The sequence below is a fragment of the Amphritea atlantica genome (assembly GCF_900111095.1).
GTDB classification, from domain to species: domain Bacteria; phylum Pseudomonadota; class Gammaproteobacteria; order Pseudomonadales; family Balneatricaceae; genus Amphritea; species Amphritea atlantica.
The window spans coordinates 111218-131249 of record NZ_FOGB01000005.1 but is presented as its reverse complement, the minus strand read 5'-3'; the positions used below and the strand labels follow the sequence as shown (position 1 = coordinate 131249).

The window sequence follows — 20032 nt, the reverse complement described above, 5'->3', positions numbered from 1 at the left end:
ATGAATATCATTCTTGTTTTAAATCAGAGAAAGTATTTTATCGGGTTAGCAGGCTGTTATGCCAGATCAACCGGCATAGCCACCACTCCAGATGATATCCTCTTTGCGACGTCCCTGCTGTTGCCGTCGGTCAGGGTGCCCGGGAGCGAAGCGTATCTCCGTTCTGCGGTCTTCACGGACTCTGCGCTCGCCAGTCCTGCGGTTGTGAATCAGTTTGATGTCACAAAGGCAGGTGGTTTTGTCACAGGCGGCCAGAGGGAGGCGAACCTGATCCTGCAGGCTGAATGTAATCTGGCTGAGGGCGTGCGCAGCCATGCAACAATCAGTTTCCGGAATCAGTAGCTTACCGCGAAACTCTGTTGCTTTATCCGCACTCTGAGGCATGTTCAGGGCGGGTGTCCGGGGTGTAGCCGATCGGCTTTGGGGCGTATTGGCGCTGGCTTTGACACGGTAGATAGTGGTCAGGGTAATGAGCGCCAGGGCGCAGATGATAATAAGCAAATATGCCATAGTCGGTTCCCCTCTGAATCGAAAGCGAGTGAATTTCGTAAGCTTTGGGAAAAGTCTAAGCGGACAAAGTGGAGCGAATATGGGGGAAAAAAGGAGAATGTGTGAAGATGAGGGGGCTGGTAAAAGGGGCTTCAGGCTGGTCTCGATCTACACCGCCTGAAGCGGTCTTTTAACCCTGTTAGTACATATCGTTGACCATCTGCCAGCCGCCCAGATCTTTCCAGCGGTTAACGATCGTGCAGAACAGCTCTGCCGTTTTCATGGTGTCATAAAGAGCTGAGTGAGCCTGCTTACCATCGAAATCGATATCAGCAAGATCGCAGGATTTCGCCAGTACGGTATGGCCAAAGGCAAGACCAGCCAGTGTGGCTGTATCAAAGGTTGAGAACGGGTGGAAGGGGTTGCGCTTGATATCGCAACGCTCTGCCGCGGCAGTCACAAAACCGTGATCGAAAGAGGCGTTGTGCCCCACGAGAATTGCGCGTTTGCAGTTATGCGACTTTACCGCTTTGCGAATAGGTTTGAAGATTTTTTCCAGCGCTTCCTCTTCAGGGATCGCGCCCCTCAGAGGATTAAAAGGGTCGATGCCGGTAAAGTCGAGAGCAGATTTTTCAAGGTTAGCGCCTTCAAAAGGCTCCACATTAAACTCATAACTCTCATCGATAAGCAGGTTGCCATCATCATCCATCGTCAGTGTGACCGCTGCGATCTCCAGTAAAGCGTCTGTCTGGGCGTTAAAACCGGCGGTTTCCACGTCGATCACAACGGGAAGGTAGCCCCGGAAACGGTTTGACATCGGGTGCTGGTACTGAGCGCTTCTGTTCAATGCATATCCTTAATGGCTGATTCAGACAGCCAGATTTGTAATTAGCCGGGCTTAAGTGTAAAGAGTTGCTCTGGTTTTCACAAATAACTCTGTACGGTTTCTGTGTGAGACTGGCAACGTGGTAGAATCTAAAGGTTTCCCGGCATGTGCCGATACAGGGATACTGGCACGCTCCTCAATTTTAATTGGATTCCGGTCGTTTATGCGTATCGTTGTACTGTTGCTTTTATTAACTGTTTCGATTCCTGGCTTCGCGGTAGGCTACTCAGCATCCATTGAACAATCCCGCTGGGATCTGGAAGCGTCAAAATTCAGTTGTCGCCTGTCTCAGAAGATCCCGCTGTTTGGTGAGGGGGAGTTTAATCAGGAAGCCGGAGAGACGGTGCGCTTTACCCTCAGGCCACTACAGGGGCATGGTCTGAAAGGGCAGGTACAGATAATGGAAGGGGCTTCGCCATGGCAACCGGGTATTGCTACCCGCGAGATTGGTCAGGTTAAGTTTGCCGCCGATGGCACTATCCCGGTACCGACCAGTTATTCTCAACAGATGCTGGCGAGTTTGTTTCGCGGACGCATGCCGACTTTTCTGGCGCAGAACTGGGCAGAAACCGGAGAAACGGTGCGTATCGGCCTCTCTGCTGCTAACTTTCCACCGGCTTACCAGGCGTATGCTGACTGCATCTCCGACCTGCTGCCGGTGAACTACCGGCAGATCGCCAGAACGGCGGTTCTGTTTCCTTCTGCGCAGTGGCAGTTGTCGGACTCCACCAAAGCGCGTCTTGATCTGATAGCGATCTATGTCAACAACGACGATTCTGTGAAGTCGATCTATGTTGACGGTCACTCCGATTCACAGGGGCGCCGGTTGGCCAACCGGGATCTGTCGAAGAAACGGGCGGAAGCGGTGACCGCTTATCTGGAGAAGAAGGGGGTCAGCCCTGAGCGTATAACCACCCGTTATCATGGTGAACGTTACCCTGTTGCACAGAAGAACGATCGTCTGACCCGTGAGCGTAGTCGCCGGGTTACTATCCGTTTAGACCGTAATTAACCCTGACCGCTACAGGGTGACTGTAGCGCTTACCCCCCTGTTACTCTGGCGTAATCGTGATACAATTGCGCCCTTTCCTATTTTAGGTATCCGGTAGAGACTATGGTGCTCTCTACGGGCTGATTTTGCGTTTGGAGCCTCTCTATGTCCGACATTAAAAAGGTTGTGCTGGCCTATTCCGGCGGCCTTGATACATCTGTAATCGTGCGTTGGTTACAGGAAACTTATAATTGTGAAGTGGTAACCTTTACGGCTGACCTGGGTCAGGGTGAAGAGGTTGAGCCGGCTCGTGCCAAAGCCGAAGCGCTGGGCGTGAAAGAGATCTACATCGAAGATCTGCGCGAAGAGTTTGTGCGTGATTTCGTTTTCCCGATGTTCCGTGCCAATACTATTTATGAAGGTGAGTACCTGCTGGGTACCTCTATCGCCCGTCCGCTGATCGCTAAACGTCTGATCGAAATCGCCAATGAAACCGGCGCTGATGCGATCTCTCATGGTGCGACCGGTAAAGGTAATGATCAGGTGCGGTTTGAGCTGGGGGCGTATGCCCTGAAGCCCGGCGTAAAGGTTATTGCGCCATGGCGTGAGTGGGATCTGACTTCCCGCGAAACCCTGATGAATTACTGCAAAGAGCACAATATCCCGGTTGATTTCTCCAGCAATAAGAAGAAATCTCCCTACTCTATGGATGCCAACCTGCTGCACATCTCCTATGAGGGTGACATTCTGGAAGACCCATGGGCTGAAGCTGAAGCCGATATGTGGCGCTGGTCTGTTTCCCCTGAGGAAGCGCCTGATCAGCCAACCTATCTGGAGCTGACCTACGAGAAGGGTGATATTGTTGCTATCGATGGCAAGCCGATGAGCCCGGCAACCGTGCTTGAGTACCTGAACAAGGTGGGTGGCGAAAACGGCGTGGGCCGTCTGGATATCGTTGAAAACCGTTTCGTCGGTATGAAGTCCCGTGGTTGTTATGAAACCCCGGGGGGCACGATTATGCTGCGGGCACACCGGGCGATCGAATCGATTACCCTGGACCGTGAAGTGGCCCATCTGAAAGATGAGCTGATGCCCCGTTATGCCAAGACTATCTACAACGGCTTCTGGTGGTCTGAAGAACGGAAAATGATGCAGCAGATGATTGACTTCTCGCAGCGTAATGTAAACGGTGATGTTCGCCTTAAGCTTTACAAAGGCAACGTTATTGTTGTTGGTCGTCGTTCAGAAAACAGCCTTTTCGACGAGAGTATTGCGACTTTTGAAGATGATGCAGGCTCTTACGATCAGAAAGATGCGGCTGGCTTTATTAAACTGAATGCGCTGCGTATGCGTATTGCGGCCAGTAAAGGGCGCGATCTGCTCAACGGTTGATTTTGAAAACTGTAAAAAGCCCCGATATGTACCCATATCGGGGCTTTTTTGTCTCTGGAGTGCTTTGATAATTATCTGATTTATATGATACTTTGAAAAATTCCATTCTGATGTAGGGCCTATGGAAATCAGCTACTCGGATAAAAAAGTTCTGATTGTTGATAACCGCCTGGAAGATCTTGCTGAACTCAAGATTATCCTGGGGAGCATGGGCGTGGCTGAAATTCAGGTCGCCTCCTCTGTGAATATGGCTCTGGTGCTGTTGCGTGAGAAGCACTATGACATCTGCTTCGTTCTGTTTGATCTGGGTAAGGATCATAAGAACGGCCTGCAACTGATTCAGGAAGCCTCGGCGGAGGGGATCCGCCAGTTTTCCACTGTTTTTTCCCTGATTGTCGACCCCGAGCGCTCCAAGTTACTGTTCGGTTCCCTCGATAGTTCGCCTGATACCTACATATCCAAACCCTATTCCGAGCCCAAAGTGCGTTTTCGCTTAGAAAAGATTATGCGGGTTAAACAGGTGATGCAGCCTCTGGATGAGCTATTGGATCAGGGAGAGCTGCAACAGGCTTTGCTGATGTGCGATAAACTGACTCAGAGTTACCCTGCACTGAAGCTGTATATTCATCGGATGCGAGGCATTATCCTGCTTGAAGAGGGGTATTATAGCAAAGCGGAAAAGTTGTTTGAGTCTATAGTGGCGCAGCGTGTGCAACCCTGGGCCCGGGTCGGGCAGGGGATGGCGCTATGTCATCTGGGGGATTATCTGAATGCCCGCCAGATTCTGCAGCAGGTGATTGATGAGTCCTACTTTTGTGTCGAGGCCTATACCTGGCTGGCACGCACTTACCGCGCCCTTGGCGAGCGGGGGGAAGCGATCAGTTTGCTGCGTAAAGCGGTAATGCTGCAACCCACGGTCCCCGAACTGCTGGGGGCGCTGGGTAGTCTTGCCGCCCAGAACCAGGAGTGGAATATTGCCGTAGACGCCTACAGTAATGCGATCCGCCATGCCCGGCAAAGTTGTTTCCAGTCGGATGATTATTACTTCAGTCTGGTGTCCGCGCTACTGGCCCGTAGTAGTTTCGACCGGGATGTAGAGGAGTATGCTATTCGCACCCTTGAAGATGCCGTATTGGCGTTTCCCGGTGAACCTATCGTGCAGTTTAAGTCACGCCTGATGGTTGCCCAGGTGTACCGCCGGGCGGGTGCTCAGGGGCGTGCGAATCTGGCGGCCCGTAATGCTTTTGATCTGTTCTGCGAGCTTGAGCTGACCGAGCAGGCTGAGTGGGTGGAACCCTTTCTGGAGGGGATGGAGGGGACCTCTGTGGAAGCAGAAGCGCAGGCGATGAAGCAACATGTTAACCGTGACAGTGCCGCCCTGGAGTGGGGGAAACTGAATATTCAGGGGATGCTGAGCTACCGGAAGAAAGACTACCAGAAAGCACTCAGTTTCTTTGTCCAGGCGGATAGCATTCTGCCCAATAATCCAAGCCTGACTCTGAATCTGGTGCAGGCTGCGCTTGAGCAGGCGCGTCATCCTGGAAATCAGAGGGACGAGCTGCTTCTGCAGTGTGACAATGCGCTTTACAGTATCAACTATGGTGCTCTGGGCTTGCGTCAGCAGAAACGTTATCTGTCGTTGTCAGACCGCTGTGCTGATATGGTCAGGTCGATGGCGGAACTTAAACGCGAAATACAAGAGGGGGCTGACGTGTCCTGAGACCTGCCTGGTCCCCGTCTGTTTCAGTCGTCCGGCGATTTAAGCTTCAGAATAAGATGGTGTCGTCGTCACCAAGAATGGAGTTTTCTATGACCGGCTTATCATTTTCATCGACGTGGTAAGCGGAACGGGCCAGTTTACGTGTCAGTAGCTTCTGTTGTGCCGCTTCTGGCAGGTCGGTGAATAGAATGGTTTGTTTTGATATCAGCAGGTCGATCAGATCTTCAATAATGCGGCTGACTTCTAAGTCAGACTTTTCGAGCAGTTCTTGCGGACTCTCGGTGTCATTATTGCTGGAAAGGAAACTGATTACATCCGGGTCGGTAATGTCGGCTACCGTTGAGTTCTCAACAGGGAGTGCTGACAGAGAGGTGATCTGCCCCTGTTCATTTCTGACTGCATAAAGCATAGGCCCGTTTTCCGCTGGTCTGATAGGTAAGATTTCGCTAAGTATGGCGGGCCTTGTTTCGGCGGGTCAAGTCCGCGCTGGCAATTTGGGTACAAATTAGCGGCTGACCTGCGTCATGGCTCAGGGGAGCGCCAGTGGTCCTTTGATTGCATAATGAGGAGGGGCTATATAAAATCCCCACTCTAAACGAGCTTCCTGAAGGGTTGCAGTGCAGGTCATACTCATATGATTGCAGCAGCCCTTTTTTATTGTACCGAGAGATTATGAAATCCCATAAAGTCCAGCAAGCACCGATTCCGATGCGTACCGTCGGGCCGATAAAGATCAGTGGACATGTCCTGAACGAAAAAGTGTCAGTGCCTCTGGCAACCTATGAAACGCCCCTCTGGCCTTCGGTTGGCCGGGGCGCGAGGATTTCAGCACTGACCGACGAGGGTATAAAGACCACCGTTGTCGATGAGCGGATGAGCCGTTCAATTCTGCTGGAAGCAGAGGATGCCTTAGAGGCATACAAAGCTCTGGAATCGATCAAATCCCGTAAGGATGATCTGAACCAGGTGGTGGCAACCACCAGCCGGTTTGCCAAACTGATCGAGATGAACAGTCAGATCGTAGCCAATCTGATCTATCTGCGTCTGGAGTTTACCACCGGGGATGCCTCGGGCCATAACATGGTGACCAATGCGGCAGATAAGCTGATTCCGTGGATTCTGAGTGAATATCCTCAGCTACGCTACTCTTCGATCTCGGCAAACTACTGTTCCGATAAAAAAGCCACCGCTGTCAACGGTATTCTTGGCCGGGGTAAATACGTCATCAGTGAGATCCTGATTCCCCGGGCGCTTTGTGAACGGCGGCTTAAGACCACTCCGGAGAAGGTGGTCGACCTGAACATCAAGAAAAACCTTATCGGCACGATGGTGGCGGGCGGCTTGCGCAGCGCCAATGCCCATTATGCTAATATGCTACTGGCGTTTTATCTGGCCACCGGGCAGGATGCGGCCAATATTATTGAAGGCTCGCAGGGGATTGTGCATGCCGAGGTGCGCAATGGGGATCTCTATTTCTCCTGCACACTGCCAAATCTGATTGTCGGCAGCGTAGGCAATGGCAAAGGGATCGATTTTGTTGAGCAGAATCTCGCTGCCCTTGGCTGTAAAGAGTCCCGGGAGCCGGGTGAAAATGCCCGCCGACTGGCCGCTATCTGCGCTGCCACGGTGCTCTGTGGTGAGCTGTCTCTGATGGCTGCTCAGACGAATCCGGGTGAGTTGATGGAATCCCATCTGAAAATGGAACGCTGATGTCTGATCAGACGAACGACCGAAAAATTGAGCATATCCGGGCGATCGAAAATGACCCCAAGACAGATCGTGACGGACGATTTTTTGATCAGATCCAGCTATGTCATCGGGGACTGCCTGAGCTGGCGCTGGATCAGATTGACCCCTCGGTTGAGTTTCTGGGCAAAAAGCTCAGCTTTCCGCTGCTGATCTCTTCGATGACCGGTGGCGACCACGCATTGATTAAAACCATTAACCGCAATCTTGCCGAAGCCGCTGAGCGCACCGGTGTGGCGCTGGCGGTGGGGTCTCAGCGGGTGATGTTTACTCAGCCGGCGGCGCGGGACAGTTTTGATCTGCGCACCTATGCGCCGAATACCGTTTTGCTGGGTAATATCGGTGCGGTTCAGCTGAACTATGGTTTTTCCCTTGAACAGTGCCAGCAGGCGGTTGATCTGCTACAGGCGGATGGTCTCTATCTGCATCTGAATCCGCTGCAGGAAGCGGTACAGCCGGAGGGTGATACTGATTTCTTTGGGCTGCAGGAAAAAATTGCCGCGGTGGCCGCAGGGCTGTCGCAGCCGGTACTGCTGAAAGAGGTGGGGGCGGGACTTTCGCCTCTGGATATAGAAGCGGGTCTTGCCGCGGGTATAAAGTGGTTTGATCTGGCCGGCGCAGGCGGGACCTCGTGGAGTCGTATCGAACATCATCGCAGTGCTGCCAGTGACGATGATCTGGGACTTTGTTTCCAGGATTGGGGTATTCCGACGCCGCAGGCGCTGAAACTGGTGCAACCGTATCAAAATAGTGCAGGTTTCATCGCCAGTGGCGGTCTCAGGGATGGGATTGATATGGTTAAATCTGTTATACTCGGCGCCTCGCTCTGCGGCATGGCCGCACCGTTCCTGAAACCGGCAATGGAATCCGTCGATTCAGTGGTCAGGGTAATAGAGCAACGCCGGCGTGAATTCACTACAGCTATGTTTTTGCTGGGCGCGCCGGATGTGAACAGTTTATTTATGAATCGGGCTCTCATTCTGGGCGAGCGTTGAGGATTTTAAGTACGTATGTCCGTCGGTATTGATGAAATCAGCTTTTACACCTCCAACTATTTTCTGGATCTGAAAAACCTGGCGATGGTCCAGGAGATCGATCCTGACAAGTATTATCAGGGGATTGGGCAGGAAAAAATGGGAATGCCTGCTCCGGATGAAGATGTGGTGACGATGGCAGCCAATGCTGCTCTGCCTCTGGTAGAGCGGGTCGGGACTGATGCGATCAGCACCGTCATGTTTGCCACCGAGACCGGTATCGATCAGTCGAAATCTGCGGGTGTCTATGTCCACCGTTTACTGGGGCTGACATCCCGGTGTCGCGTGGTGGAGCTGAAACAGGCCTGCTACAGTGCCACCGCCGCGATTCAGATGGCCTGTGCTCTGGTTGCCCGTCAGCCAGAAAAAAAGGTGTTAGTGATCGCGTCTGATGTAGCGCGATATGATCTGGGAACCTCCGGCGAGGCGACTCAGGGATGCGGTGCGGTTGCCATGTTGATTGCCGCCAGTCCCCGTCTGGTGGAGCTCGATCCTGAGGTGGGTAACCACACCGAAGATGTGATGGACTTCTGGCGTCCCAATTACCGTTCTACTGCACTGGTGGATGGTAAATATTCCACCAAGATCTATCTGCAATCGCTGAAGCATGCCTGGGAGCATTTCTGCGAAGTCAGTTCGCTGGCCTTCAATGATTTCCAGCACTTCTGCTATCACCTGCCGTTTACCCGGATGGCTCAGAAAGCACACAAGCATCTGGCGCGGATCAATCGCAGCGCACTGTCCCCCGAACTGCTGGATCTGCAGGTTGAAGACACGCTGCTGTATAACCGTATTATCGGCAACAGCTATACCGCGTCCATGTATATCGGCCTGGCTTCACTGCTGGAAAACTGCAAACAAAATCTGGCGGGTAAACGGGTGGGCTTTTTCAGTTATGGTTCTGGTTCGGTTGCCGAGTTTTTTTCTGGAAAGATTGTCGCTGGCTATGAGAAATATCTGCACGGCGACAGACACCAGACGATGCTCGAAGCCCGTAGTGAAGTGTCCTATGAAGAGTATCTGGAACTGTATAACGACACCGACCCGGTGGATGGCGGTGTACACACCAAGACCGAAGGTACCACGGGACGTTTCCGTCTGGTGGGGATCTCTCATCATAAGCGTGAATATATCGCCTGCTAAGGGCGCTTCAGTTAAGGGCTCTGTTTCATGAAGGCGTGTGCCCCCGGTAAGCTGATTCTCAGTGGAGAACACTCGGCAGTCTATGGGGCACCAGCTATCGCCCTGGCGGTTAACCGCTATATCCATTGCCACAGTTCGCCCGCTGCCATTGATGGTCTGAGTCTGAGTTTGCCCGAAGCGGGCTGGCAGACACAGATCAGCTGGCCCGAGCTGCGCCAGCTGGCGGAGCATTTGAATCAGCGTTTTACACAGTTTGAGCAGGGCCTGCTGGGAGCCGGAGAGATTCTCGAAGCCCCCCATCAGCTTGCGCTTTATGCGCTCAGTCAATGCCTTAATAATGATGATCCTGCTGGCGGTTTAACGCTGGAGATCCGTTCTCAATTGCCGCTGGGGTCGGGGATGGGGTCCTCTGCCGCACTGGGTGCTGCTGTAACGGTCCTGGGGCAGACGCTTTTCTCACAACCACTTACAACCGCTCAGCTGTTTCAGCGGGTACGTTACTGCGAACGTCTCTGCCATGGGCGGGGCGGACTGATCGATGCGGCCACCGTCTCATACGGCGGTATGGTGCAGGTGGCTGCCGGTCAGGTTGAGCAACTGCCGGTCCGGTTGGGTGAGGGCTGGTACTATATTCATACCGGCATACCACGGGTGGGCACCGGGGAGTGTGTTGATGTTGTTCGCCGCCGCTTTGGTGAATCGGATCTGTGGCAGGTGTTTGCCGAACTTACCCGGCAACTGAGTGCGATCATCGTTAAAGGCGATGATCCACGGCAACTGATGCGGGAAAATCACCGTCTGCTGACCGCGATCGGTGTGGTACCGGAGCCGGTACAGCAGTTTATTCAGTCGCTGGAAAACCTGGGCGGAGCGGCCAAAGTGAGTGGTGCCGGTGCGGTATCCGGTGATTCGGCCGGAGCACTGATCGCCTATCTGCCAGGTGGCGACCTGACATCGCTTTGCCAGCAAAGCGGCTATAGTTTTATGGCGATAGAGGAAGATAGCGAGGGAGCCAGACTTGAAGATTAAGGTGACAGCACCGGGCAGCCTGATGCTGATGGGGGAGCACGCTGTACTGTTTGGTCAGCGGGCGCTGGCCTGTGCCGTGGATAAACGTATCGCTGTGACCCTGACCCCCAGAGCTGACCGCACCGTGACAATCGATTCGGCGCTGGCGCAGTACCGCTCAGAACTCGACCAGCTCCTACCTTCGACTGAACTCAGCTTTGTGCTGACCGCTATCCAGCGTCAGGCCGCCGTGCTTCCTGGCGGTTTTGATCTGCTGATTCAGACAGAGTTTTCCCACACCGTCGGACTGGGTTCTTCAGCCGCCGTTACCGCAGCAGTGGTAACGGCGTTACAGGCTTTTGCCGGCAAACCGTGCAGCGATCCGCTGATACTCTTTAAGGAAGCCCTCTCTGTGGTGCATCAGGTGCAGGATGGCCGGGGGTCCGGCACCGACCTGGTGGCTGCTGTCTATGGTGGTGTGGTGGGGTACACAGTGGCATTACCCGGTACCGAACCGCAGATTCGGGCACTGGGGGGGATTCCCCCGATCAGTCTGTTCTACGTCGGTTACAAGATGAAAACCCCGGATGTGCTGAAACGGGTTGAAGGGTTTGCAGCACAGGCGCCGCAGCTGTATACCGGGCTGTACCAGTTGATGGGGCAGACCGCAGAGCAGGCAGAGCAGGCGGTCGACAGAGCTGACTGGCCGCAGCTGGGACGGTTAATGAATATCTATCAGGGGCTGATGGACGCGCTGGGGGTGAATGACCGCAACCTGGCGGAGATTATTTATAGTCTGCGCAGCTCTCCTGAGGTGCTGGGGGCGAAAATTTCAGGATCAGGATTGGGGGACTGTGTACTGGCACTAGGCAATCCATCCGACTATCGTTTGACTTACGAACAAATACCTGTGGCGGTGTCTGCGGAGGGGGTGACGGTTGAATATCTCTAAACCGGTAAACAAACAGAGTGTGATTAATAACTATCTGCCGGCAACGGTTACGCCGGTGGCTGATAGTAGTGACACGCAGTTTGCACCCAGTAATATCGCCCTGTGTAAATACTGGGGCAAGCGGGATGCAGAGTTGAACCTGCCGGTAAACAGCAGCCTGTCGGTCTCGCTGGCGCATCTGGGCAGCAAAACCCGTATCTGCATCAGTGATACCGATCAGGTCTGGCTCAACGGTGCACAAGTGGCTGCCGGGGATAAGTTTGCCCGTAAGGTGATCGCTTTTATCGATCTGTTCCGTCGCGGCGCCGATCACTGTGTCAGGGTCGAAACTGAGAATAATATTCCCACTGCTGCGGGGTTGGCGTCATCTGCTTCCGGCTTTGCTGCCCTGATGCTGGCTGTCGACCAGTTCTACGGATTAAATCTGGAACCTTCGGTGCTGTCCGCCTTTGCCCGGATGGGGAGCGGCAGTGCCAGCCGTTCGCTCTATGAGGGGTTTGTGGAGTGGCAGATGGGGATTCGAGAAGATGGCATGGATAGTTTCGCGCTGCCATTAGATGTCAGTTGGCCGCAACTGCGAATTGGTCTGGTAAAGGTGAACACCGGAGAGAAAGCGGTTGATTCCCGTGCCGGCATGAACCGCACGGTTGAGACCGCCCATCTCTATCAGAGCTGGCCCTTGCAGGCCGCGGCCGATCTGGAACGTCTGCACCAGGCGATTGCCGACCAGAGTTTTACCCGACTGGGGGAGACCGCTGAACAGAACGCTCTGTCGATGCACGCCACGATGATCGCCTCCTGGCCGCCGCTGCTCTACTGGCAACCGGACTCCGTTGCCGCCATGCAGACGATCTGGCAGGCCCGTGCTGAAGGGCTGGAGCTTTACTTCACTATGGATGCCGGTCCCAATCTTAAACTGCTGTTTACCGCCGACGCTGAAACCGCAGTGAAACAGCGCTTTCCCGGTCTGGAAGTGATCAGACCGTTTGGCTGACACGGTGAAACTGCCAAACGCCGCTGCCGGCACAGCGCGTGAGGGGTTTATTCTCACCCGGCAGCAGTTTGATACACCGGAGGGGATCAGTTTCCAGTTCTGGCTGAAATCCGGCGAGAGTGTTTTTTCCGTTACCGTGCCTGGGCAGGAGGGGGTGTTTTTTGTCCTTGAAGAGGATCTCCCCCGGATTAAATCCCTGCTGGCGTCACAGCTTCCCCCCTCATCGCAGGACTCTCCGGGCTGGCGACTGCAGCCACTACAACTTAAAGACCTGCAGCAGCGTCCGGTTTACGGCCTTTACTGCCGTTCGCTGACAACCTATCGGCAACTGACCGATCTGCTGCAAACCTATGCTATCCCGATGATCGAAGAGGATATCCGTCCGGTCGACCGGTTTCTGATGGAGCGTTTTATTCAGGATAGCGCCCGGGTACGTGTCGGCGAGCATGGGGTGCAGTTGCAGCCTGCTGAGCTTCAGCCGACGCTGACAATGCTGTCGGTGGATATCGAAACCACCCTGCGCGCGGACCGGATCTTTTCCATCGGCCTCTATTCCGATCAGCTGAGTAAGGTGTTGATTGTTGGCGATGGCCCGAACGAACCCTGGCTGGAATATGTCAACGATGAACGAGCGCTGCTGCAGGCGTTTGTTCGTGAAGTGGAGCGTTGTGATCCGGATATCTATATCGGCTGGAATGTAGTTGGTTTTGACTTCCGGGTGCTGCAGGAACGGGCCAGACGCCTCCAGGTGCCGTTGAACCTGGGCCGTGATGGCAGTCGTATTCAGGTGATTGAATCAGCCAACGGTAAGTGGTTTTGTCGCATCGCCGGACGGGTGGTGTTGGATGGTATCGATACCCTCAAAGGTGCCACCTGGCAGTTCGAAAGCTTCTCTCTGGAATATGTGTCTAATCAGATGCTGAAGCGCGGCAAACTGCTGGGGCAACAGATGGATGAGGGCCTCAACCGGGGCGAAGAGATTCAGCAGGTCTATCGGGAAAATCCACGACAGCTGGCGGAGTACAATCTGGAAGACTGTAAGCTGGTGTGGGATATCTTCGAACACGCCCAGTTGCTGCATTATCTGATCGAGCGCAGCCGCCTGACCGGTCTGCCGCTGGATAAAGTGGGTGGTTCGGCGGCCGCGTTTGATAACCAGTATCTGCCCCGCCTGCACCGCAAAGGTTATGTGGCCCCGGTGTATGCCTCCGGTGAATCGCAGATGGGGGCGCCGGGGGGCTATGTGATGGAGTCCCGTCCGGGGCTCTATCATCAGGTGCTGGTGCTGGATTTTAAAAGCCTGTATCCGAGTATTATCCGCACCTTTATGGTGGACCCATACGCCCTGGCGCAGGGCACCGGTACGGAATGTCCCCCAGAGGACCTGGTGCCTGGTTTTAATCACGCGATCTTCTCCCGCAAAGAGGCGATTCTACCCGATATTATTGAACGCTTGTGGCAGGCGAGGGACCGGGCTAAAGCGGAAAAAAATGCGCCGCTGTCCCAGGCGATCAAGATCATCATGAACAGCTTCTACGGGGTGCTGGGCTCCAATGTGTGTCGTTTCTTTGATCAGCGTCTGGCCGGCTCGATTACCCTGCGTGGCCATGAGATTCTGACCCGCACTAAGGCGAAGATCGAGCAGCAGTTTGGTTACACCGTTATCTATGGTGACACCGATTCGGTGTTTGTCTGGCTGGGGGATGACTTTCCGGTGGAACAAGCACCGCAAGAGGGGCGTAAGCTGGAGCAGTTTCTTAATGGCTGGTGGCAGGACGAGGTGCAGCAGCGTTTTGGTTTACCCTGCCATCTGGAGCTGGAGTATGAAACTCACTACCGTCGTTTCCTGATGCCTACTATGCGTCATTCGGAGAAAGGCACCAAAAAACGTTATGCCGGTGTACGCCACTTTGATGATGGCCGGGAGGAGCTGATCTTTAAAGGGCTGGAATCCGTTCGCTCCGACTGGACACCGCTGGCCCGGCGGGTGCAGCGGGAACTGTACCGGCTGATCTTCAGCGATGCCGCTTATGCCGACTATCTCAAACAGGTTGTCAGTCAGTTGAAAGCGGGTGAGCTGGATGATGAGCTGGTATACCGTAAACGGCTGCGCCGGCCGCTGGATGAGTACAGTAAAAACCGGCCGCCCCATGTTCAGGCGGCGCAGAAAGCTCAGGACCGGTTTGCCCGGGAGGGAAAGAAGCGGCCCTTCACCGCCGGGATGTACATCGAGTATCTGATAACCGTGAACGGCCCGGAACCGCGGATGTTTGCCAGCTCTCCCATCGACTATCAGCACTATCTTGATCGTCAGCTGACACCGGTGGCGGACAGCATCCTGATGTTTCTGAACGATAGTTTCGAGGCGCTGTATGTCCCGCAGATCGATCTGTTTTAACGCTAGCGGTATCCCGCCTGCTGTAACAACACGATAGCCCGTTCCCGGTTGGCTCCGCTGGCTGACAGGTTGGCCGGGTCTTCGATAAAACGGCCCCGCCGGCCGACTTCGCGCACAGGATAGACCTGTCTGTTTACCGGGTACTCCAGACTCAGCCCGGCGTACAATGCCTGCGCCGGTTTTGTGGTCAGCCATTCCAGCAGGTCGATAGCCTGTTCTCTGTGCGGGGCATGGGCGGTGACCGCTGCACCGGTGATATCCACATGGACGCCGCTGCTATCCTGATCGGCCCAGAACAGTTTCAGAGGGGTGTCAGGGTGTTGATGCTGATAGCGGGCGAAGTAGTAGGCGTTGACGATACTGACATCGCAGATCTGCTGCTCCATCGCCGGGAATATCTGTGCATCCTCTGCAAACGGGCGTACCGCCAGGTTATCGACCCAGCCCTGCAGCATGGCCAGGGTTTTCTGTTCCCCCTCCCGGTTAATCAGCATCGCCACCAGGGATTGGGTATAGGGTTGTTGTGATGTCCGCAGGCAGAGGTTGCCCTGCCAGCGTTTATCCGCCAGATCAGCATAGCCCTGCAGCTCGGCTTTGTTCAGACTGGCACTGTTGTAGATCAGTGTCTGAGTGCGTTTGGCAAAGCCAAACCAATGGTTGTCAGGAGATCGCAGGTGCCCGGGAATATTGTCTTCCAGCGTGGTCGAGGCTACCGGCGCTGTCAGACCTTTATGCGCTGCCAGCCAGAGACTGGCGGCACCGGTGGTTAATAACAGGTCTGCCTGACTGTTGACCCCTTCCGCTTCCAGACGGGCGATCAGAGTGCTGGCGGGCGCCACCAGATAGCTTACCGTATTCCCGGTTTCGCGGGAGTACTGATCAAAAAGTGGTTTTAGGTAGCTGGCATTTTTTGTCGAATATACCAGTAGTTCGGCTGCCTGTGCCGGGGAAAACAGTGTTAGTGTCAGTATCAGGCTGAGAGCGCACAACAGATATTTCATGGATCGTTCACCTTTACAGAAAAACAGCGTCAGGAAGGGGTTGCCCACTGACGAAGCAGGTTGTGGTAAAGACCGCTTAAACGGACCGTTTCAGGGTGGGTTGCCCCCAGTTCGGCGGTGAGTGCCTGTACTGAGCTGTCCAGATTAAACAGCATTTCGCGCTGCTGGATATCTCTGACCATGCTCTGAATCCAGAAAAAAGAGGCTATCCGTACTCCGGCTGATACCGGTGATACCGAGTGCAGGCTGGTGGATGGATAGAGCACCATATCGCCGGCCGGAAGTTTGACCCTTTGCGGTCCATACTGTGTCTCAATGGTCAGTTCACCGCCCTTATATTCATCTGGCTCCGTCAGAAACAGGGTGGCGGACAGGTCGGTCCGCAATGTCAGATGGGTTGTGGGGATCTGCATCAGCGAACCATCAATATGTGCTCCATAGGTTTCATTTTCGCTGTAGCGGTTAAATTTGGGGGGGTAGATCCGGTCGGGCAGGGCCGCAGAGATGAAGGCCGGATGGCAGGACAGGGTCCTGAGAATATGGTGCCCCAGACTGATGGCGGGTTCCTGACTATCGTCCAGTTGCTGGTTATGCTTTACGTTTCTGGCGAGTGAACCGGCGGTATTGGCGCCGCTTTGCCAGTCTGCACGGTCAAGGTGCTCTCTGAACTGTTGTACTTCGTTGGCCTGTAATACTTTGGCAATTGTGATCAGCATGTGAACCTCCTTAAAAGGGTTTCTGCAGTTCTGTGGCCCTGATATCGGCAAGGGCGGCGCAACCGCTCATCGCCATGCAGAGTTCCAGCTCTTCGCGCAGCAGTTTGATCATGTGGGCTACACCTAATGCCCCCGCGACGCTGAGGGCATAGAGTTGCAGGCGACCGATCAGTACCGCATCTGCGCCCAGGGCGATCGCTTTAAAAACATCGCTGCCGCTGCGGATACCACTGTCGAATAACAGCGGATACTGATCCCCCACCATCGCGCGTATAGCCGGCAATACTGAGAGGCTGGCTGGCGCCCCGTCCAGGGTACGTCCACCATGGTTGGAGACGATCATCGCGGCAGCACCTGATTGTTGCAGTTGCCCGGCATCCTCAGGATGTAATACACCTTTGATAATCACTGGTACCGGACTCTCATCGATCAGTTGCTGCAATTGTTGCAGTGTGGGAGCGTTATCCCGACGGCTGCGAAATATCCGGCTTTCACTGCTGTTGTGTTGCCGGGGCGTGTCAGAAACCGGGTCAACCAGGTTGGCGGCTTTAACCGTTTCGGGGCGCTTGAATCCCGCCCGGACGGCACGGAGACTGGGGGTCTGTATCGCCGCATCGAGGGTAACTACAATGGCCTGATAGCCGGCAGCAATGGCCCGCTGAATCAACGCATTGGTGTCTTCCTGACGGGGTTGAAAATAGAGTTGGAACCAGCGTTCAGCGGTGCTTCTTTGCGCAATCCGTTCCAGAGTAACCGAGGCAAGTGTACTGGCCAGCATGCAGGTATCGGTTGATTCTGCCGCATAGGCGGTGGCCAGCTCCCCCTGCGGGTGCACCAGCGTCTGATAGGCAACCGGCGCCAGCAATAGTGGATGCTGGAACTGTTTGCCAAACAGTTGTATTCCGGTAGTGGCGTTTTCGGGGGCGGGCATCACTCTCGGCGTAATCGCCCAGCGATGAAATGCCTTTTCATTGTTACGCAGGGTTATATCCTGGCCGCTGCCACCGCTGATATAGGCCAGAATATCCGCGGGGATAAATGTCTGAGCCAGCGATACATAGTCTCTGGCACAGGCTATCTCTGCCGGAATGTAGTCCAGAGGTGAAAGGGGCGTTGTATGAGTGTTCATTGTTTGCCTGAGATCTGAATGCAGGGCAGCCGTTATGGCTGCCCTGTAATGGGTTTTATCAACGGTTCAGAAACTGTACTCCATGGTGAGTTGTGCGTTTCGTTTGTCGCCGATGTAGGTAAATGACCCCGAGCGATAAGCGGCCAGATAGTAGTCTTTGTTGAACAGGTTGCCGACATTGAGACGGAACTTCAGATCGCGATTGACCTGATAACTGGCGAAGGCATCAAATACCGTATACTCCGGTACGCCGAGGTCTTCATTGGCTGCGGTATCCGGCTGGCCAGTATAGCGGGCGCTTTCATAGGTGGCTGAGCCTCCCAGAGCAAAGGCGGGTGTTGCCTGGTATTTCAGCAGCAGTGAGGCCGATTTATCGGCAAAGTTGGCCAGGGTTTTACCGACATTGTCGGCGTTGACTGATTCCAGCACTTCGGCGTTCATAACCGCCAGCCCGGCCTGCACGCTGAGGCGTTCGGTCAGATTACCTGCCAGCCCCAGCTCAATGCCTTCAACCCGGTTTTTTCCGGTGTTTAAAGAGCCTTCAGTGCTGTAAGAGTCGCCGGTAGGCTGTTCCATAACATCATTTTTCGTGATCTGGAACAGTGCCGCTGTCGCCAGTAACCGGTCATCCTGCAAACGCCATTTGGTACCCAGCTCCCAGCTTTGGGTGCGTTCCGGATCACCCAGCTGTGGGTCACTGGCATCAACGCAGATCCCGCCATAGCCGCAGCTGGTGCCGACATCCGATTCACCGCCATTCAGGTTGGTTGCCGTCGAGAAACTGGCATAGATGTTGGCGCGCGGGGTGATGTCATAACTGGCCCCCATATGGCCATTCCAGTAACCACCTTTATCGGTGAAGTCATGCGGAGCACTGGGCAGTGGCCCGCTACGTCCGTCAGGGTCGAAATTGGCGGTGGTTTTATAGTCATAGTAGTCATGACGGATACCGCCAAACAGGGTCCATCTATCGGTCAGATCAACGGTATCCATCAATGACAGGGAGAGGGTTTCAACATTCCAGTCGGAATCCGCATCGCCGCGGGTAATATCCCGTTGCATCAGATGGTTGACTCCGGCTACGGTGTTACCGTCGGCATCAGTGATACAGTAACTTTCGCCCACACCACTCCTGCCAACAGTGAAACAGTTGGCGGAACCAGATGATGATGTATTGTAGACACCGTTGAGCACACTCTGATTACTGTATTCTGCGCCGATTACCAGCTCATGATCCAGTCCGCCGATCTCCTGTGTTGTCAGCAGGTTCAGCTGGTTGGCGAAGTACTCAACTTCCTGCCAACCCTGATGGGTACTCAGGCTTGCAGAGGTATATCCATTGGCATCATTAGTGGCATCGGTCAGGGTTGAATAGGCGGTTGTGCCCCTGGCACCAGTGGTGATATAGCCATTATCTGTGGTGCCATAACGGGTCAGGTTGACGATACGGGTTTGAGGGTTGATCTCATATCCCATTCGTACAGTGAACGTATCCACCTGTGACTCGAGGAAGTCCTCATCCTGCACATAGGCGGGTATATTTCTGACCACTTTACCGCTGGAACGGTCGATATAGGTGCCAAGGTCCGGACTGTCGTTACCTTCGAAGTGATAATAGTCGGCGGTCATTTCCAACTGATCGGTAAACTGATGGGACAGTGACAGCGCCGCGCCGATCCGCTCTCTGTCGGCGGGAGATCGTTCCGGAACATCCTCCTGGGCATCCAGAATATTGGCGCGCAGTGCGGTGTCGTAATCGATAACCTGGTTGGTGTCGAGGGTCAGCCGGTGGTAGTTATCGGTGCCGATACCGGCCGACAGTTTGGTAAAGTCATATTCGGTGCTGGCCCGTTTCGTCGCGGAGTTGACGGCACCGCCGGTGGTTCCCCGACCGGCAAAAGAGGAGCTGGGCCCCTTGCTGATTTCCACCTGTTCTACGGCAAAACTCTCCCGCACGGTCATTCCCGGATCTCGCAGACCATCGATAAAGATATCGCTGCGGGCTTCGTGGCCTCGAATGATATAGCGATCACCGAAGGCATTGCCGTTTTCTCCGGTCCCCAGAGTAATACCCGGCTGTCCATCAAGAATCTCCCGCAGATCGCTCCGGCCAGAGTCTGATATCTCAGCGGCGGTCAGTACGGTAATGGTCTGCGGGGTTTCAGCCAGTGAACGGGTTCTGCGTGGGTCGGATACACGGTCTGCCAGATAGGGAGCGCCGGGCACTGCATACGGGTTGGTATCCGGTGTCAGCGATTCTTCAATCTTCAGTTTATCCAGCGCGATGCTGGTTTCATCCGCGGTTGCCGCGCTGGCCATTAATGCACCTGAAATTGCCAGTGCCAGAGTACCGGGGGCAAAGCCCGCCGTTCTGTTTTTCCTTTGGGTGTGTGCTGGCGTAGAAACCATCGTTATGTTGTCCATCGGTGTTCC

17 protein-coding genes are annotated in these 20032 nt (G+C 54.5%); 10 read left to right on the top strand and 7 right to left on the bottom strand.

Annotation, left to right across the window (positions count from 1 at the left end; genetic code table 11):
• Positions 1-66: 66 nt before the first annotated feature.
• Positions 67-510, bottom strand: a complete 444-nt coding sequence (locus BMY09_RS10195) for a hypothetical protein (RefSeq protein WP_091357469.1) — start codon at positions 508-510, stop codon at positions 67-69.
• A gap of 178 nt (positions 511-688) precedes the next feature.
• Entirely contained in the window at positions 689-1306 is a 618-nt protein-coding gene (rnt, locus tag BMY09_RS10190) for a ribonuclease T (protein ID WP_091357467.1), read from the bottom strand.
• Between the two features lie 232 nt (positions 1307-1538).
• Between rnt and BMY09_RS10185 the strand changes: the two genes are divergently transcribed.
• The 3 genes from BMY09_RS10185 (at position 1539) to BMY09_RS10175 (ending at position 5478) form a co-directional block, all read left to right on the top strand.
• A complete protein-coding gene (locus tag BMY09_RS10185) occupies positions 1539-2387 on the top strand; it encodes an OmpA family protein (protein ID WP_091357464.1) in 849 nt (282 codons plus the stop codon).
• 144 nt (positions 2388-2531) lie between these two features.
• Positions 2532-3758, top strand: a complete 1227-nt coding sequence (locus tag BMY09_RS10180) for an argininosuccinate synthase (protein ID WP_091357461.1) — start codon at positions 2532-2534, stop codon at positions 3756-3758.
• A 121-nt stretch (positions 3759-3879) separates the two neighbouring features.
• Positions 3880-5478, top strand: coding sequence for a tetratricopeptide repeat protein (locus BMY09_RS10175; protein ID WP_091357458.1), 1599 nt, complete (start codon positions 3880-3882; stop codon positions 5476-5478).
• A 46-nt stretch (positions 5479-5524) separates the two neighbouring features.
• Here BMY09_RS10175 and BMY09_RS10170 read toward each other — a convergent pair whose 3' ends face one another.
• A complete protein-coding gene (locus BMY09_RS10170; protein ID WP_091357455.1) occupies positions 5525-5887 on the bottom strand; it encodes a hypothetical protein in 363 nt (120 codons plus the stop codon).
• A gap of 263 nt (positions 5888-6150) precedes the next feature.
• Between BMY09_RS10170 and BMY09_RS10165 the strand changes: the two genes are divergently transcribed.
• Genes BMY09_RS10165 through BMY09_RS10135 form a run of 7 tightly spaced genes read left to right on the top strand, consistent with a single transcriptional unit; the run spans position 6151 to position 14753 of the window.
• On the top strand, positions 6151-7188 hold the full coding sequence (locus BMY09_RS10165; RefSeq protein WP_091357452.1) for a hydroxymethylglutaryl-CoA reductase: 1038 nt from the start codon (positions 6151-6153) through the stop codon (positions 7186-7188).
• The gene (gene fni / locus BMY09_RS10160; RefSeq protein ID WP_091357449.1) at positions 7188-8219 is read left to right on the top strand and encodes a type 2 isopentenyl-diphosphate Delta-isomerase; all 1032 of its coding nucleotides are present in this window, start codon (positions 7188-7190) and stop codon (positions 8217-8219) included. Before BMY09_RS10165 ends, fni begins: the two co-directional genes overlap by 1 nt.
• A 15-nt stretch (positions 8220-8234) precedes the next feature.
• Entirely contained in the window at positions 8235-9401 is a 1167-nt protein-coding gene (locus BMY09_RS10155) for a hydroxymethylglutaryl-CoA synthase (RefSeq protein WP_091357446.1), read from the top strand.
• A 27-nt stretch (positions 9402-9428) separates the two neighbouring features.
• The gene (locus BMY09_RS10150; RefSeq protein ID WP_091357444.1) at positions 9429-10430 is read left to right on the top strand and encodes a mevalonate kinase family protein; all 1002 of its coding nucleotides are present in this window, start codon (positions 9429-9431) and stop codon (positions 10428-10430) included.
• Positions 10420-11361: a mevalonate kinase family protein gene (locus BMY09_RS10145; protein ID WP_245756553.1), complete on the top strand. Its 942-nt coding sequence runs from the start codon at positions 10420-10422 to the stop codon at positions 11359-11361. The genes BMY09_RS10150 and BMY09_RS10145 overlap by 11 nt, the downstream gene beginning before the upstream one ends.
• Complete coding sequence (gene mvaD, locus BMY09_RS10140; protein WP_338024073.1) at positions 11348-12355, top strand: diphosphomevalonate decarboxylase; 1008 nt, start codon at positions 11348-11350, stop codon at positions 12353-12355. The genes BMY09_RS10145 and mvaD overlap by 14 nt, the downstream gene beginning before the upstream one ends.
• Positions 12356-12359: 4 nt before the next feature.
• Positions 12360-14753, top strand: a complete 2394-nt coding sequence (locus tag BMY09_RS10135; RefSeq protein ID WP_245756552.1) for a DNA polymerase II — start codon at positions 12360-12362, stop codon at positions 14751-14753.
• A 2-nt stretch (positions 14754-14755) separates the two neighbouring features.
• Here the strand turns inward: BMY09_RS10135 and BMY09_RS10130 are convergent, their stop codons facing one another.
• The 4 genes from BMY09_RS10130 to BMY09_RS10115 form a co-directional block, all read right to left on the bottom strand.
• Positions 14756-15754, bottom strand: coding sequence for an extracellular solute-binding protein (locus tag BMY09_RS10130; RefSeq protein ID WP_091357440.1), 999 nt, complete (start codon positions 15752-15754; stop codon positions 14756-14758).
• A gap of 29 nt (positions 15755-15783) precedes the next feature.
• Positions 15784-16470 carry a Fe2+-dependent dioxygenase gene (locus BMY09_RS10125; protein ID WP_091357438.1) on the bottom strand — a complete coding sequence of 229 codons (687 nt, stop codon included), beginning with the start codon at positions 16468-16470 and terminating at the stop codon, positions 15784-15786.
• Between the two features lie 10 nt (positions 16471-16480).
• Positions 16481-17599: an alpha-hydroxy acid oxidase gene (locus tag BMY09_RS10120; RefSeq protein ID WP_091357436.1), complete on the bottom strand. Its 1119-nt coding sequence runs from the start codon at positions 17597-17599 to the stop codon at positions 16481-16483.
• A gap of 66 nt (positions 17600-17665) precedes the next feature.
• Positions 17666-20023 (bottom strand): TonB-dependent receptor, encoded by a 2358-nt coding sequence (locus tag BMY09_RS10115; protein WP_217647422.1) that lies wholly within the window; start codon positions 20021-20023, stop codon positions 17666-17668.
• Positions 20024-20032: the final 9 nt, after the last annotated feature.

What these genes read in the sequence shown, in the direction of transcription:
- BMY09_RS10195 (WP_091357469.1), bottom strand. Translation starts at nt 510, where the DNA reads ATGGCATATTTGCTTATTATCATCTGCGCCCTGGCGCTCATTACCCTG.
- rnt (WP_091357467.1), bottom strand. Translation starts at nt 1,306, where the DNA reads ATGTCAAACCGTTTCCGGGGCTACCTTCCCGTTGTGATCGACGTGGAA.
- BMY09_RS10185 (WP_091357464.1), top strand. Translation starts at nt 1,539, where the DNA reads ATGCGTATCGTTGTACTGTTGCTTTTATTAACTGTTTCGATTCCTGGC.
- BMY09_RS10180 (WP_091357461.1), top strand. Translation starts at nt 2,532, where the DNA reads ATGTCCGACATTAAAAAGGTTGTGCTGGCCTATTCCGGCGGCCTTGAT.
- BMY09_RS10175 (WP_091357458.1), top strand. Translation starts at nt 3,880, where the DNA reads ATGGAAATCAGCTACTCGGATAAAAAAGTTCTGATTGTTGATAACCGC.
- BMY09_RS10170 (WP_091357455.1), bottom strand. Translation starts at nt 5,887, where the DNA reads ATGCTTTATGCAGTCAGAAATGAACAGGGGCAGATCACCTCTCTGTCA.
- BMY09_RS10165 (WP_091357452.1), top strand. Translation starts at nt 6,151, where the DNA reads ATGAAATCCCATAAAGTCCAGCAAGCACCGATTCCGATGCGTACCGTC.
- fni (WP_091357449.1), top strand. Translation starts at nt 7,188, where the DNA reads ATGTCTGATCAGACGAACGACCGAAAAATTGAGCATATCCGGGCGATC.
- BMY09_RS10155 (WP_091357446.1), top strand. Translation starts at nt 8,235, where the DNA reads ATGTCCGTCGGTATTGATGAAATCAGCTTTTACACCTCCAACTATTTT.
- BMY09_RS10150 (WP_091357444.1), top strand. Translation starts at nt 9,429, where the DNA reads ATGAAGGCGTGTGCCCCCGGTAAGCTGATTCTCAGTGGAGAACACTCG.
- BMY09_RS10130 (WP_091357440.1), bottom strand. Translation starts at nt 15,754, where the DNA reads ATGAAATATCTGTTGTGCGCTCTCAGCCTGATACTGACACTAACACTG.
- BMY09_RS10125 (WP_091357438.1), bottom strand. Translation starts at nt 16,470, where the DNA reads ATGCTGATCACAATTGCCAAAGTATTACAGGCCAACGAAGTACAACAG.
- BMY09_RS10120 (WP_091357436.1), bottom strand. Translation starts at nt 17,599, where the DNA reads ATGAACACTCATACAACGCCCCTTTCACCTCTGGACTACATTCCGGCA.
- BMY09_RS10115 (WP_217647422.1), bottom strand. Translation starts at nt 20,023, where the DNA reads ATGGACAACATAACGATGGTTTCTACGCCAGCACACACCCAAAGGAAA.